This is a genomic window from Roseovarius arcticus (genome assembly GCF_006125015.1).
In the GTDB taxonomy this organism is placed as follows: Bacteria; Pseudomonadota; Alphaproteobacteria; order Rhodobacterales; family Rhodobacteraceae; genus Roseovarius; species Roseovarius arcticus.
On sequence record NZ_SZZN01000001.1, the window covers coordinates 415,922 to 430,330 of the forward strand.

14 protein-coding genes are annotated in these 14,409 nt (G+C 60.2%); 4 read left to right on the plus strand and 10 right to left on the minus strand.

All coding sequences use genetic code 11. From position 1 onward, the window contains the following. The first annotated feature begins 111 nt into the window (after nt 1-111). Entirely contained in the window at nt 112-1,293 is a 1,182-nt protein-coding gene (locus tag MK6180000_RS02030; RefSeq protein ID WP_246040586.1) for a type III PLP-dependent enzyme, read from the plus strand. 80 nt (nt 1,294-1,373) lie between these two features. Beyond that, entirely contained in the window at nt 1,374-2,198 is an 825-nt protein-coding gene (locus MK6180000_RS02035) for a carbon-nitrogen hydrolase family protein (protein ID WP_138933220.1), read from the plus strand. A 162-nt stretch (nt 2,199-2,360) separates the two neighbouring features. Here MK6180000_RS02035 and MK6180000_RS02040 read toward each other — a convergent pair whose 3' ends face one another. From MK6180000_RS02040 to MK6180000_RS02070, 7 genes are all read right to left on the minus strand, one after another. Continuing rightward, nucleotides 2,361-4,058, minus strand: a complete 1,698-nt coding sequence (locus MK6180000_RS02040) for a recombinase family protein (protein WP_138933221.1) — start codon at nt 4,056-4,058, stop codon at nt 2,361-2,363. A 526-nt stretch (nt 4,059-4,584) separates the two neighbouring features. Next, complete coding sequence (locus tag MK6180000_RS02045; RefSeq protein WP_171054497.1) at nt 4,585-6,420, minus strand: plasmid recombination protein; 1,836 nt, start codon at nt 6,418-6,420, stop codon at nt 4,585-4,587. A gap of 460 nt (nt 6,421-6,880) precedes the next feature. Continuing rightward, complete coding sequence (locus MK6180000_RS02050; RefSeq protein WP_138933223.1) at nt 6,881-7,681, minus strand: ATP-dependent metallopeptidase FtsH/Yme1/Tma family protein; 801 nt, start codon at nt 7,679-7,681, stop codon at nt 6,881-6,883. After that, a complete protein-coding gene (locus tag MK6180000_RS02055) occupies nt 7,627-8,466 on the minus strand; it encodes a hypothetical protein (protein WP_138933224.1) in 840 nt (279 codons plus the stop codon). The genes MK6180000_RS02050 and MK6180000_RS02055 overlap by 55 nt, the downstream gene beginning before the upstream one ends. Before the next feature lie 96 nt (nt 8,467-8,562). Beyond that, nucleotides 8,563-8,790, minus strand: a complete 228-nt coding sequence (locus tag MK6180000_RS02060; protein ID WP_138933225.1) for a hypothetical protein — start codon at nt 8,788-8,790, stop codon at nt 8,563-8,565. Beyond that, nucleotides 8,751-9,587 (minus strand): GIY-YIG nuclease family protein, encoded by an 837-nt coding sequence (locus MK6180000_RS02065; RefSeq protein ID WP_138933226.1) that lies wholly within the window; start codon nt 9,585-9,587, stop codon nt 8,751-8,753. Before MK6180000_RS02065 ends, MK6180000_RS02060 begins: the two co-directional genes overlap by 40 nt. 116 nt (nt 9,588-9,703) lie before the next feature. Next, complete coding sequence (locus tag MK6180000_RS02070) at nt 9,704-10,225, minus strand: hypothetical protein (RefSeq protein ID WP_138933227.1); 522 nt, start codon at nt 10,223-10,225, stop codon at nt 9,704-9,706. 118 nt (nt 10,226-10,343) lie between these two features. Between MK6180000_RS02070 and MK6180000_RS02075 the strand changes: the two genes are divergently transcribed. Further along, a complete protein-coding gene (locus MK6180000_RS02075; RefSeq protein WP_246040396.1) occupies nt 10,344-10,520 on the plus strand; it encodes a ribbon-helix-helix protein, CopG family in 177 nt (58 codons plus the stop codon). 336 nt (nt 10,521-10,856) lie between these two features. Next, nucleotides 10,857-12,014 carry a GlxA family transcriptional regulator gene (locus tag MK6180000_RS02080; protein ID WP_246040397.1) on the plus strand — a complete coding sequence of 386 codons (1,158 nt, stop codon included), beginning with the start codon at nt 10,857-10,859 and terminating at the stop codon, nt 12,012-12,014. 85 nt (nt 12,015-12,099) lie between these two features. Here the strand turns inward: MK6180000_RS02080 and MK6180000_RS02085 are convergent, their stop codons facing one another. The 3 genes from MK6180000_RS02085 to MK6180000_RS02095 form a co-directional block, all read right to left on the minus strand. After that, the gene (locus tag MK6180000_RS02085; RefSeq protein WP_138933228.1) at nt 12,100-13,209 is read right to left on the minus strand and encodes an extracellular solute-binding protein; all 1,110 of its coding nucleotides are present in this window, start codon (nt 13,207-13,209) and stop codon (nt 12,100-12,102) included. A gap of 229 nt (nt 13,210-13,438) precedes the next feature. Beyond that, nucleotides 13,439-14,062, minus strand: coding sequence for a LysR substrate-binding domain-containing protein (locus MK6180000_RS02090; protein WP_138933229.1), 624 nt, complete (start codon nt 14,060-14,062; stop codon nt 13,439-13,441). An 81-nt stretch (nt 14,063-14,143) separates the two neighbouring features. After that, on the minus strand, nt 14,144-14,317 hold the full coding sequence (locus tag MK6180000_RS02095) for a LysR family transcriptional regulator (RefSeq protein ID WP_246040398.1): 174 nt from the start codon (nt 14,315-14,317) through the stop codon (nt 14,144-14,146). Between the last annotated feature and the right edge of the window lie 92 nt (nt 14,318-14,409).

Consider the following 14,409-nt stretch of genomic DNA (forward strand, 5'->3'; position numbering starts at 1 on the left):
GGTCAGCCTTTCCTGACTGACCTCCGGTTCATGTAGCGACGGTAACGTCTCTGACTGCCGATCCCCCGGATTTGACCGGGGCTATCCTTTTGGAGATGACCCATGACAGCCATGATCCCCGGCACCCTGCGTGTCGAAAATACTTCTCTGTCCAGCGCAGATTTCCTTTCTGATCCGGCCGCTGCGTTTATCGCGTCGCGTACGTTCGACCGGCCCACGCTGGTTGTTAGCCGTGCACGCGTTGCTGCGCAGTATGACGCGTTGGTAGGCGGTCTGGGCGATGCCCGTATCCACTACGCTGTGAAGGCTAATCCGGCGCCCGAGATCATTCGCCTTTTGGTGCAGAAGGGCGCGCGCTTTGACGCCGCCAGCCGGGGCGAGATTGAGCTGTGCTTGGCGCAAGGTGCCTCTGGATCTGACATCTCCTTTGGCAACACCATCAAGAAGCCTGCTGATATCGCCTATGCCCACGCGCATGGCGTCACGCTGTTCGCCGCCGACAGCGAGGCCGAGATCGACAAGCTGCGCGCCCACGCGCCCGGCGCCCAAGTCTATCTGCGCGTCATCGTCGAGAACTCCTCCGCCGACTGGCCGCTTAGCCGCAAGTTTGGCTGCGCCCGCTCCGCGCTGGCGGGTCTGATGGACTATGCCAAGCAGCAGGGCGTCGATGTAGCGGGCCTGTCATTCCACGTCGGCAGCCAGACGCGCCGCCCTGAATTCTGGAACCCCGTGCTGGACCAAGTCGCCGAGTTGTGGGCTGCGGGACGCGCCGCTGGGCATGACCTGCGCGTACTGAATCTGGGCGGCGGTTTCCCCGCTACCTACGAGGAAGACATCATGGACGCGGGCAGCTACGCAGCCGCCGTTATGGAAGCCGTGGCCGAGCGGTTTGGCGATGTGCCCTATGTCATGGCCGAGCCGGGCCGTGGCCTGGTGGCTGAGGCGGGCCATATCGTGGCCGAGGTGCTGCTGGTGTCACGTAAATCGCCCGATGACCTGCACCGCTGGGTGTACTTGGATATCGGCATGTTCTCTGGGCTGGCCGAGACGATGGGCGAGGCGATCCGCTACCGGATCGAGACGCCGCATGACGGCGGCGAAACGGGCGCGTGCATTCTAGCCGGGCCGTCCTGCGACAGTGCCGACATCCTTTATGAGCAGCGCCCTGTTATGCTGCCCGCCGCGCTGGCCTGCGGCGACCGTGTGGTGATCCGCCACTGCGGCGCCTACACCAGCAGTTATTCGTCCGTTGGCTTCAACGGCTTTCCGCCGCTGGATGTCGTAGTGATCTGATACCTGCCGGGTTGCGCGCTGGGTTGCCCTTGGAGGCAGCGTCGGCTTAGGCTGGGCAGGTTCTCATAAGGAGCCTGCCCATGCCGCGCCCTCTTGATATTGCCTGCCTGCAGTTGCGTCCGATGCCTAGTATGGACGCGGCGCTAAGCGAGGTGTTACCGCTGGCGAACGAGGCCGTAACCGGCGGCGCGCAAATGCTATTTCTGCCCGAATATTGCGGCGGCCTCTGCTCGGACGGACCAGCCGTCGCGCCGCCGTCGGCGCCAGAGGGCGACCACCCTTTTCTGGCCGCAATGCAGGCGTTTGCAGCTGAGAAAAACGTTTGGATCAATGTCGGGTCCATCGCAGTGGATGGCCCGGACGGGCGTATCATCAACAGGGGTTTTATGCTGACGCCTCAGGGCGAGATCGCCGGGCGCTACGACAAAATCCACTTGTTCGATATCCAGCTGTCCAAGGATGAGACCTACCGCGAAAGCGACCGGGTCGATCCAGGTAAGTGCGCCGTGATCCACGACACGCCGCTTGCGCGGATAGGCCACACGATTTGCTATGACCTGCGTTTTGCGCACTTATTTCGCAGTCTGGCGCAGGGCGGGGCCGAGATATTGGCCTGTCCAGCGGCCTTTACTGCCAAGACTGGCGCCGCGCATTGGCATGTGCTGACGCGTGCCCGCGCGATCGAAACGACGCGTTTTGTCGTCTCGGCCGCGATGACTGGCCCGATACCGGGCGGGGGCGAGACATATGGCCATTCGCTGATTGTCGACCCGTGGGGCACCGTTCTGGCCGATGGCGGCGAGGGACCGGGCGTGGTGGCGGCACGGATTGATCTGGATATGGTAACCCAAACGGCAGCGCGGATACCCAGCCTGACGAACGACGCAGATTTCGCGCGGGTCTGAGAAAATTCGGAGAATTTTCTGGGCCTCCGGCGGGAGTATTGTCAAGTAAGAAAGTAGTTCTTTATCAGTGCCATAGCAGTAGCATCAGTAATCCGATCTACACTGCAATCTACGTCTCAGGTCTGGGCTAAAAAATGTTTTTTCTGAAACAGCTAATCAGGCTCATAACCTGAAGGTCGCAGGTTCAAATCCTACTCCCGCAACCATCGTTACTTGCCTAACGCCCGTAGCCCTGCTACGGGCGTTGGCATTTGTGCCTATGTCTTTGTCGCAAAACGACAAAATCCCGGCGAGCTCGCCCTGAAGCGAGATCAGATGCCCGTTCGGAGCGTCATCAGCCGGTGTCAGAATGATCTTCTCGATCAGGCTGCGCAACAGTTCCCCTGCTTCCGTTTTGATCCCCGGATCATTCAGACTGGTGACGAGGTCTTCCACTTTCTTGCGGAATAGATCCGCGAGGCCAGGATGGAGGAGGACCGTGTCTTCCTCGGGCAGAGTAGCGAGGGCTCCTTCCAGTTCGGCCTTACGGGCCTCCAGCGCATCCATCTTGGCTTTCATGCTCGCTTGGAACATGCCTTTGGCGATGGCTTCGACGATATTGTCGATCTCGCGGGTGGCGGCACGCAGGTCGTGTTCTGTCTTTACCCGCGCTGCTTTGGCGTCGCATTTTCCTTTACGGGTCTCTTCCTGATAAGTCTCAACAAAGGTTGTGATCATTTCCGGAGTCATCAGCCGTTGGCGCATTCCATTTAAGACCCGCTCTTCGAGATCAATCCGCCTGATGGTTTTACGGTTGTCGCACGTGCCGCGATTGCGGGCTGCTGAGCAGCCCATCCGGTCGGCGCTGATCATAATGTAGCCTGCGCCGCAGTCACTGCATTCCACGGTTCCCGACAGCAGGTAGCGGGGGCGGCGGGCCTTATGAGCCTGCGGGCCGTTGTCTTCGTCGCGCGCGGTGAGGATCTCCTTTCGCGTGGCGCCTTGACGTGCCTTCACCTGGTCCCAGAGATCCTGATGGATGATCTGCAAATCCGGCACGGTCTCGCGGACCCAGGCCTCGGGCGGATTGGGCAGCGCCTGGCGTTTGCCGGTTTGCGGGCATTTCACGAAGCGCTGCCGGTTCCAGATCCGCTCGCCGATATAGAGATCATTGTTCAGGATACCGGTGCCGCGCTTCCAGTTTCCCGAGATCGTCGAGAATGACCATGTTTTGGCGCGCGGGGCAGGGATGCCTTCCTCGTTCAGCGCGGTGACGATGCGGCGAGCACTCTGGCCTGCCGCATAGTCCGAGAAGATCCTCCGGGTGATGTCTGCCTCGACCTCGTTAATCACCAGATCTCCTGTGGTGAAGGTGCCATTGGGCAGCGGGGACCGCAGGATACCATAGCCATAGCTCTTGCCGCCTGCGGATTTGCCGTTCCTGACGCGGCCCTCCAACCCGCGATGGGTTTTCTGCGCCAGGTTCTTGAGGAAAAGCTCGTTCATCATGCCACCAATCCCAATGTGATAATTGGTGATGGTGCCTTCGGCCTTGGTGACAATCTCGACCCCGAGGTACTGCATCCGCTTGTAGAAGCCGGAAATGTGCTCGAGATCACGACTGAGGCGATCGAGAGATTCCGCGACGACCACGTCAATCTTTCCGGACATCGCCGCTTGCATCACCCCCTGAAATCCGGGGCGCATATCGGTGGCACCGCTAATTGCGTCATCGCGGTAGATCTGGACCACGGTGAGATCGAGCGAGCTCGCGAGGGCGGTGCAAACTCGGATCTGGTCGTCGATGGACGCTGCGGTCTGCATGTCCGACGAGAACCGAGCATAGATAACAGTGCGTGTCTTGCGTACGGTTTGCAGCATTTCAATCCCTCCTAATCAGTCTTGCGGAGCGTGTCGCAGTCCTGTGTCAAGTCCGCCTCGCGGGCAGCCTGACGTGCCATAAGTTTTACGAGAGCGATGAGCGCAGGATGGGGGCTGTCGGGCTGGCTGGCAAGTCCGGAAGGCCCGGAAGCATGCGCATCGGGTCGGGCGTCGCCCTGCCGGACGCCCTCCTTTTGCGTATATGTCTTCCGCTTGCGCGCCATGGCGTGCCGTCTCCGTGCGCCGCAAGCTGTTAAAAGCGAGGGCGTTCTTTATGCGTTTCGATGTGAGGTCACTGGGACCGGGCTGGGGATAAGATACCGCAAACCGCATCATCATTTCGCCTCCTAAAACCGTGGTTGGCCGTCAAACCTGTGGAAAACTATGGCAAAAATCCGGAAGACTCGCGATTGGCGAAACTGTCCGCTCGGAAACTTTGAAGGTAGATATTGTCGACCCCGTGAAAACCGCCTCTTGGAGAGGAATTTAGATCAGCTCTCCCACCGGTGAGCAGACAGTACTCCCATCAGTCGGGCCCATACATATTGCTCAGCCCATCCAGCCGCGCCTTTTGATCGGCGTCCCAGTCAGCGCGTAGTCCGGCGACGAAGGCCGCCTCTTTGGCCAATTCCGCCCGTTCGGTCGCCAAGACAGCCTGTACCGCTTCTTTCACCATCTGTGCTAGCCGCCCGATAAAGGGCCCGGCCAACCGTACTCGATCAAGAATGCCTGCGCGCTCATCCTTCCCCTGAGGCGCACCGAAACCCCAGCCGAGTTTTGGTGCGCTCCCCGGATCGCCATTCGACTGAAACACTCCGTCCGCTATCAATTCGATCGCATCTGCAACGGCATCAGCGGTGCGCTCGACATCTGCTGCCGCAGTTTCAGCTGCTTTGACCTCTACCTTCGCAGCCTTCAACTTCGCCTCTTCCTCCTCCCGTTTCCTTTTCGTCGCCTCCAAGATCAGTTCCTCAGCCGCGTTCTGGTCTTTCGCGAACTTGGCGCTGTCCCTGGCTGCCGTCTCCTCTGCCCCTTCGGCCGCAGTCCTATCCTGCAGCTGCTCCAAATCCTTCTGCGCCGCCTGAACTCGCTGCATGACCTCATCTTTTGTCATGACGGCGGCCGAGACCTCTTCCCGCGCTCTGTCTCGAGCCGCTTCTTCTTCGAACTTTTCTACCCTTAGTGCTTGGATCCGCTCGACCTCCATGCCGTGCTCTGTGTTCAAAGCTCGCAGTCGATCCGTTTCCGACTGTAGGCGTTTCATAACCACCGAAACTTTGCCTTCGGCGCGGACGAGCATGGCTTCGGCATCGTTCTTTTCCTGCTCAGCGGCCTCGGCCGCCCCTTTTATCTGCGCCGCCTCTCGGGCCAGCGCATCTCTTTGGCGTGCTGCGACTTCCGTCTCGACCTTCGCCTCGCGCGCGGCTTTTTCCTTGCGCTCGCGCGCCTCCTTGATCGCGCGTTTGCGCGATTTCCGGACCGTGGCTTTGGCCAAGGTCCGCCCTTCCTCGACAATCGTTTCCGCTGTCTGGCTTGCAGCCGCCAATGTCTGCTGTGCTTCCGCCTGTGTCAGCTTTTGCTGTTCTGCTCTCCACTCAGACGGTGGGACATGCCGCCGCTTCGCAGGCACCGGCTCTTCGTTGCGTTTTGCCTCCCGGCGTGCCTCGGCATGGCGCGCACCGCGCGTGATGCCCAGAGCATCAAACCAATCTCCGGCCAGATCCTGGGCATACTCATAGTTGCCCAAGAGGGGGTTCATGGAGGCCTGCAGCAATATCTGCTGCCCGCGATTAACGGTGATCCGCTCGCGCCAGACTGCGATAACGAAATGGATGTGATAGGCCTCCTCATCGGCATGACCGCTGGCATAGCGCAACTGCCCACCCGGGAAGTGCTGCTGCAGAAATGCCAGGGCGGTCCTGCGGAACCTGTCGACCTGTTTTGGGTCCCAATCTGCATGGCCGGTGCCGCCGAACCATTTCTTGTTTACTGTCAGAATACCTTCGCGCAGGGGGCCATGGCTTCTGCACATCCACGGATCGACTAGGCCTTGTTCCTGAATGCCGCGGGCTTCCTTCTTGCGCGACTTGGCCATTTGGGCCGCCACATGCGCGTGAATATTCTGCCGTTTGGCCTGATCAACTTCGGCCAGCAGAGTCTCCTTCCAGCCCTCTTCGCCGAAGAGGTGCTCGTTTAGCGCCGTGCTGCCCGGATCGACATGGGACAGATCCCCTCCTCTGCGGGCGTCATGCATTTGAAAGCGCCCGAGATCATTCGGATAGAGCCCCTGAAACCGCAAGACGATCGGCGTTGATCCGATCGCGGCCGACTGAGGATTGTCAAAATCTGGATGGATGGACATAGTTGCACCGAGGTTATTCTGATGTCCCCAGTCTCGTCGGAACCCGTGAAAATCCATTTATGGAATCGGGTAACGTTTTCGTGATAATTGCTGGACCTCTACTCACTAGTCTTGTTGCAATTCCGGCAAGCCCCGGAACCACAACAAGACCGCTCGCTCAGGGATACCCCGAGACCCTTCTCGGGATCATTCAATGGGCCAAGCCCATCTCACGACCCCTGCGACCAGCAGCTTGCTGGACCCTCCTCCGGCTGTTTGAAATAGTTTTTCTATTACCTTTCCGATTGCCTTTTTTGTTCAGGGTTCATCTGTCTGTTTGCTTTGACTAAGCGCTTGCCATTAAGGCCTCGCCATCACCGTGCGGGCCGTCCTGTTGCAGTTTGAGGTGCATCAGTCTTCCACCATTCCACCGGCCCTGCGGCTTTGAGATGTCCTGAACACACCCGACTGACGAAGCGCTCTAAGCGTCGCGGCTTTCGACCTCCTTCATAGCCCCGACTGTCGACCCGGTGTTGATACCGTCACCTTTCCTCGCGCTTGGTTCCCGCACCCGCGCGAGCCACGCCTCCAGCCGCGCACCCTCAAGGAGCCCGACCTCGAGAAGATCATCCGCCATCCGGGTCAGGAGCAGCTTCCGCGTTTCAAGCATCCGCATCGCGCGAGCCTCGGCGGCCTCGAGGCGGACGCGGATGCGGGCGGCGTTCTGCGGCACGCGCAAGTAAGCGGCCGAGGAGGTATCGAGCCAGACGAGCCCCTCGGCGCCAAGGCCCATGCGGGTGTCGATGCCGGTGGCGGTCTGCGTTGCGTGGGCGAGATCTGACATCGCGTTGCCGCCTGCGCCAGCTGCGGCATTGCCAAGGATCAGGCGCTCCGCCGCACGGCCTGCGAGAGAGTAGGTCAGCTCGGCCTCGAGATCGCCCAGCAGATGCTCGCCGGAGGCATAGGCCATCCAGGCCTGACCTCCCTGAGACGTCAGGACCACGCGCGTGATCTTCCCAAGGCCAAGGCAGGTGCCGACAATCGCATGGCCGCATTCATGCAGCGCGATGCGGCGCTCGCGGGCAGGATTGTGCTCCTCCGCATCGGGACTGAGCGCGGTGAGGACGTCGCGCGCGGCAACCGCGCGGCCGTCATGGCGCGCAACGCTGCGCGCCTGGCGCAGGGCGCCGTCGACATCCGCGGCGCTCTGGCCAGTGGCGGCGCGGGTCAGCCGCGCCATTTCCTCGAGGGCGATATCCGACCCCAGACCATCCCGGAGCATCCGCGCCAGCGCCCGCGCTCCGTCGCACTGCGGGTTACTGCGATCATCGCCATCAGGATGTCGCGCGACAGCGGCTCTAGCTGCAGCGCGCCGGGCAGCGCACGCCGCAGATCCTCTGGCAATTGCGCCAGCGTCTCGGCCAGGATCAGGACGGGATAGGGCGCGTCCAGCGCCCGCGTCACGGCTTGCAGCGCGGCGCCCTTGTTGCGCAGCTTGTCAGGGTCCTCGGCTGTGATCTCGACAACGCAGAGATCTGGGGTGCCATCGACGGTCGGATCCGCATCTTTCAGCAAAGCGGCGGTCCAGACCAGCGCCGCGTCCGGCAGGATCGCGGTCTCGAGCATGCTGCGCACCGCACTGGGCGACAGACCGCCGGTATCTGGGCCGATCTCGATCAACGTCACGGCGCTCGGCGCCAGAAAGGCTTTGAGGCGCTCTTCGCTGCCGATTGTCGCGCAAAGACGCAGCATCAGCGACAGATCAGCGGTTGGCACATGGACGGCCGGGCGATTGCGGCTCTGACCCTCCACCGCCAAGGGATCGCCACCGGCCGCGCGCACGGCGTCTGGCTCGTCACTCGGGATTTGCGTCGCGGGCGGCGCTGCGGCGCGCCAGCCGAGTGGCTCGGGATTGCGATCAGACATCTTGCGCGCGGCAGGCTCCTCTGGCTTCCAGGGACGGCGTCCAGTGCCGGGCCGGTTTGCGGCAAGCTCGGCATAGTCGGCGCGCAGGCGGATCAGAGCTTTGGCGGCCAGAGGCGCCCAGGTGGGGGATGTGGAACTCATGGCAATATCCTTTCGTCGAGGGCAGGGAGGCTGGGCCCGCGCCGAACGGCGCGGGGGTACTGGGCGTTGGAAGACGGTGGAGTGGGTGAGGGGGCGTCAGCGGCGCGGACGGCGAGGTTTGGGCTTGGGCTTGGCTGTGTCCTGCCGCGGCCAGCGCGGGCTCTCGACCTCGTCCAGCAGGCGCCGGATGATCGGCTCGGCCTCGGCCGCGTAGATCTCCGACGTCACGTTGATCCACCCCTCCAGCTCAGCGCGCGGGATCACCTTGCCCGGGTGGTCTGCCTTCAGCTGCCGGTGCAGGCCTTTCTCGATCCGCAGCGCCACCTCTGGCCGCTCGGCATGGGCACCTCGTCGATCAGCTCGGCCTCGACATCGCGCCGCAGTCCCAGCTGATAGCGCAGGCGGCTGCCTGGATTGCGGCTGTAGCCAAGCTTGACGAACCAGCCCAGCCCCGGCACCCCGAAGCGCATGAGGTAGAGCGCGCTCGGCGCCGCCGACCAGCATTCGCCGCAGCCGCCGCAATTGAACCGCCCGGTGTCCAGATTGGCGGTGGCGACGCGCTGGCGATGCCCGCAGGCCTCATGCTCCAGCAGCCGGTAATTGGCGCTGCCGCCCGGATCCGCGCCGATCACGCGCCAGCCCCAGTCCGCGGCGGTCTGCTGCAGCTGTTCCAGATGACAGATATCGCAGTGATAGCCATCGCGGCCCGGCACCGGTCCTTCCGCCGCCAATTTTGCGACCCGCCCCCGCTGCAGCCGCGCCTCGTGGCCGCAAGGCAGTTCGTAGATTGCATAGTGCCGATGTGCCTCATCGCGGACCTTGAGCACGAAGCCAGCCTTGGCGGCATTGCCGCGCTGCTGTGCCATCTGGCAGCCACCGCAGGCGGGCTGGGCGCTGCGCAGCGTATAGACCTTATGCGCGGTGTGTGCGCCGCAGGCGAGGCATTCGAGCGCGACATGAGACCGGTCCCGGATCCGGCGGTCGATCCGGTACCCCTTGCGCTTGGCAAAAGCGTGCCACGCTGCCGGGATAGGGCGCTGCTGATCCGTCCAGTCGGTTGCGGCGACGTCACGAGACTGGCGGGGGAGGTGGAGGGGCTTATTGGTATTGATATTGGTCATGGGGCACATCCTTTGCAGACAGGTTGAGAGAGGCCGCGCCCGAGCGGGGCGGCAAAATGTGGGGAGGGGAGCCGCGCAGACGCGCGGCGATCAAACAAGCGTTTGGTGGGGAGGGGTCAGCAGGCCTCGGCCCAAGCCTCGGTCAAGCCGTAGGGCAGATCCTCAGGATCGCAGACCGGCTGATAGAGATCGAGCTGCGCGACAGCCGACAGATGCGCGTGGCACTGATCCAGCAGCGCGCTGATCCGGTGCGGCAGATGGCCCCGCCCGAGACGCTGGCGGAAAAACGTCGCAGCGCGCAGCCGGTCATGCGCCGCCCCGAATGCGCTGATCGTCTCGGCGCTCATGACCGCATCGGCGATGCCCACCATGCTCAAAAGCGCCTTCTCCTCCGCGTGCGTCAGAGGGGCCGCAAGGAGCGCATGACGCATATCCAGCACTGCGTCCCAAGCCCGCTCGGCCTCGCGCAGCCAGGCATCGACAGCCGGATCCCACACGCTGATATCCACGATATCGCGCTCGGCCTCAATCGCCACGGCGAGCGCGCCGTTGAGCTTGGAGAACAGGACGGAGAGGATGGTGGGGGCGTGAAGGTCTTCTGTCGTCCAGATTGACGTGGTAGTCAGATGGCAGGTCATAGTTGGTCTCCTTAACAGACTAATTATCGCTTAGAGCCGGGATGAGGGTTGCCGCCCTCGTTCCGGCTTGTTATGTATTATGATACTAAGAAACTTAGAAATCAATAGGAAAAGTATCATGATATCAAAAAAAGGCAGACCACCAGTCGATACGGCCGCCGTCATGGTGCGCATGCCCGTCGAAATGATCGCCGCTATCGATAAGCTGAGGCGCGAGGAGGAGGATCTGCCGACCCGGCCCGAGATGATCCGGCGGCTGGTCGAGAAGCAGCTTGAGAAAAGCAATCCTACCTAGAATATTGGTTGATCGGAGGCTTTCCAAATTTTGAAGCCTTGTCACACTCGAGACAAGACTTCGGAACGCACGATGCAAACTGCGCCTGCAAATGCGGACGGTAATCTTCGCGTATTAAACGGGATTAAACCGAAGAGCTTACCCAGTCATTCTAATTTTTTTGGGCAGATGTGTTTCCACCAGATCCCAAAAGCATCATGCTAATAGACCAGAGGCTGACTATCCAATAACATTCAAACTGGACTATCCGATTGGGGCACTCCAGCAAGATGCGCCTACTCTGACGTCGATTCAGAGCTACAGATTACCCTTGCCTACAGAAAGATAGTGTTCGAGATGAAAACCCCCACCAGCCGAACGAGCAACGGACTGGCGCAGGCGGTTAAGGCGGAACAGACCCCCAAGAGGGTCGAACCTGAAATGGTGACGTTCCTGATAGTGCCCCGCTTTAACATGTCTGCTGTTATAACGATGATCGACACGCTTCGAGTGGCCAATTATCTTGCGCCATCCCCTCTTTATACTTGGGAAATCGTATCGCTAGATGGCAGCATGATTTTGGCCAGCAACGGTATGCAACAACCGGCAATCGAGCCGCCCGAACGAAATCGGCGAGGCGAGTTAGTGTTTGTCGTGGCCAGCTGGGGTAGCGAGACATACAACAAGCGCGAGACGCTGTCCTGGATACGGCGGCAGTCAAGAGCGGGCGCGCGCATCTGTGCTGTCGAATTGGGCTGTTACCTAGTGGCCCGCGCAGGTCTGGCCGAAGGGATCGAAATGGCGGTTCATTGGTCTTGGGCGCCAGGGTTCCACGAACAGTTTCACGGCACCGTCTTCCGAGAACAGTTATTTATTCACGATCAAAAGATCATGAGCTGTGCAGGCGCGATGGCGGGTGTGGACCTAATGCTAAAACTAATCTCCAAAGCGCATGGTGAGCGAATGGCGGGCGAGATCGCAGATCAGATGCTGCATCACCCTGTCCGCCCCGGCAATGCGCCGCAGCGGCGCACCATGGGGCGCGGAACGGATACACTGGTACCGATGGTGCGCGAGGCGATCAATCTGATTGAAAGCCAGCTGTCCGAACCGCTTTCGGTACCAGAAGTTGCCAAATCGCTGGGCGTATCTCAGCGCCAATTAGAGCGCCAGTTTCGGCAGGGTATCGGCTGCACGGTGGTCCAATTTAGTTTGCTGCTCCGATTGCAGCATGCGCGGGTCCTTTTAATCTCGACCAGCCTCAGTATTCGCGAAATCGCCACAGCGTCAGGTTTCAACACGCTTTCTCATTTTGCATATTCCTTTGGAAAGCACTTTGGTCGGCGTCCCTCAGATTATAGACAAGCCTGGCCCGAACGGGACAATGCCCCGACGTGGCCGGGAACACTGGCCTCATTTCTTCAAACGCTTGAGCAACGCGGCTTGGAAAAAGCCAAGGCGGCACATCTCAGGAAAACTCCGGAACAGACCACCCTTAGCGATAAGGGGAAGTAACAGCAGCCGTTTCTCAAATCAGCGAAACGGCTGCTATGGAAACATGCAGGCCACACAGGACAGTTTGTCCTGCGTGGCGCGCATATCAGCTTATCGCATCTAGAAAGGCGTTGACGGCGTCCGATCCGTTTTCGCCCCACCATGTGGGGTCGTTGTAGATGATGTTATCGATGTTCTGCGCAGATGTGATGGCGTAGAATTGTTCGTCTTCGGGAACCTGCGCGAATGCTTCGGGGTTGGACGGCGTCATACCCAGACACTCGAACAAGGACAGCTGCGCGGGAACTGACTGTGCGTTTGCAATGAATTTCATTATCGCCTCGCGCCCTGCTGGATTGCCTTTGGGCACGATATAGGCGCCGGGCATGGCGATGGCCTCATTCATGACCAGCTTGTAACGCCCATCTGTGTCCTTCTCGATGTTGCGGGCACGGTTCTGAAACAACATGCCCATCGACACCTCACCGTTCACGACCATCGAATGCGCCTCAGAGGCAGAGCCCCAGTAAATGCTGTCATCCTTGATCGATTTGATTTTAGCCAGAGCCCGATCCATATCCAACGGATAGAGCGAGTCCTTGTCCACACCGTCGGCAATCAATGCGCCCTCAAGTGATCCGTTGGCCCATTTGTAGAGCGATCGCGTGCCGGGAAATTTCGCTGTGTCAAAGAAATCGGCCCAGCCGGTCGGCGGGGTGTCACCGTAAGCCTCGGTGTCATAGACGAAGGCATACCCGTAAAGGATGATCGATACGCCATATTCCAGCGCGTAGTTCGGTAGGGTTTTGTCCTTGCTCACGACGTCGTAGTCGATCGGCTCTAGATAGCCATTTGGCCCCAACGCTACGGCGTCAAAGAGGTCGCCGTCGCAAACATCAGCGGTCACGTTGCCGCTATCCACCATCTCCTTGATCTTGCCTTGAAGCGGTCCGGACGTGTCGAACCTCAGGGCCATGCCGGTCTGCTCTTCGAACGACTCGCCCAGTGCCTTGGCTTGGCAATCAGGAGACTCGCCGCCCCAGTTCCACATGATGATCTCATTCGCGGCGGCCTCGGCATCACCGGCGAAAACAGATTGGAGCGCGACCCCCGACATCCCGCAAAGCACAAGAAAGCTGCGCCGGTCCAGGCGTCCAGCATTAAAGGCGTTGGCACCCTCGGTTAGCGTATCACGCATCATTTGTTTATCGAACATCGTGTCTGTCTCCCCATTGATCGAGCGTTCTGCCCGGTTGAAATTGACGCATTGTTTGATTGCGACTTCAGCTTCACACGCTAGCATTGGGCATGGCGAACTCACGAAGTTCCGTTTATTCGACATCTCGTGTCGAAAAATGCGGCGACCGCCTATTTCCGTCCAGACGGAGAGTACGGAGACGCGCGTTATGCGTAATGTCAGGTGCAACGCTCGCGCCTACTCAACCCTAGTGAGAGCTCGCCGCGTCTTCGAGCCAGTCGCACAGTACTTTCACGGCAGGCCGATCAGCAGCCGAATCCATAACCGAAAAGTAAAAGCAGTCCTCAACCTGCGTCGGCAGGTCCAGAACGGCATGGATCTGGTCACTGCTCAAGGCATCATGGCAAAGCGCGGGACTGACCAGCGCGACACCTAGGCCGGCAATCGCGGTGGTCTGGGCCAGGATCATCGAGTCGACGATAAACGCGGGCGCTTGGCGGCCCGAAACACTGAATTGCCGTGTCCAGCGGCTCCATCCATAGAGGGCGCCCACCGTTTCGATCAGTGGCAGCTTCCATAGATCATCAAAGTCGGCAACCGGCCCACTTAGCGCAGGCGCGCAAACCGGAACGAACCTGATAGGCATCAGTAATTTCGCTTTTGGTTTCATTTGCGCAGTGCGGCCGAAATGAATCTCGATGTCGGTTTTGCCTGTCAGATAATCATCTGGCCAAAGTGTGCTGGTTATCTGGACGGCAATATCAGGATGCGCAGCATGAAATCCCTTTAGTTGAGGAACCAGCCACAGCTGCGCAAAGGATGTCGTACATGATACCGAGACGGTTTTGCGCTCCCGCGCTGGTTGGAACATCTCGGTTCCCTTAATCAATTCATTGATGGCAGACGCGGCGAAAGGCACTAGGCGCCGTCCCGCATCCGTCAGGGTCAAACCTTAAGTCTTGCGGTCGAACAGCGCCTGACCCAGCCTATCCTCCAGCGTCCGCACCTGTTGGCTGACCGCCGATTGGGTCACATTCATCTCTTTGGCGGCAAGGGTAAAGCTCAGGTGACGGGCTGTCGCCTCGAACGCCCGAAAGCAAGAGAGTGGCGGCAAGGAACTGGTCATGCAAACCACGTTCAACATTAGCACTGCTAATGTCAATGAGTGCGGATCCATCGTTTGCTGCGGCGCCCTGCAAGACGCATTATTCTTTGTGT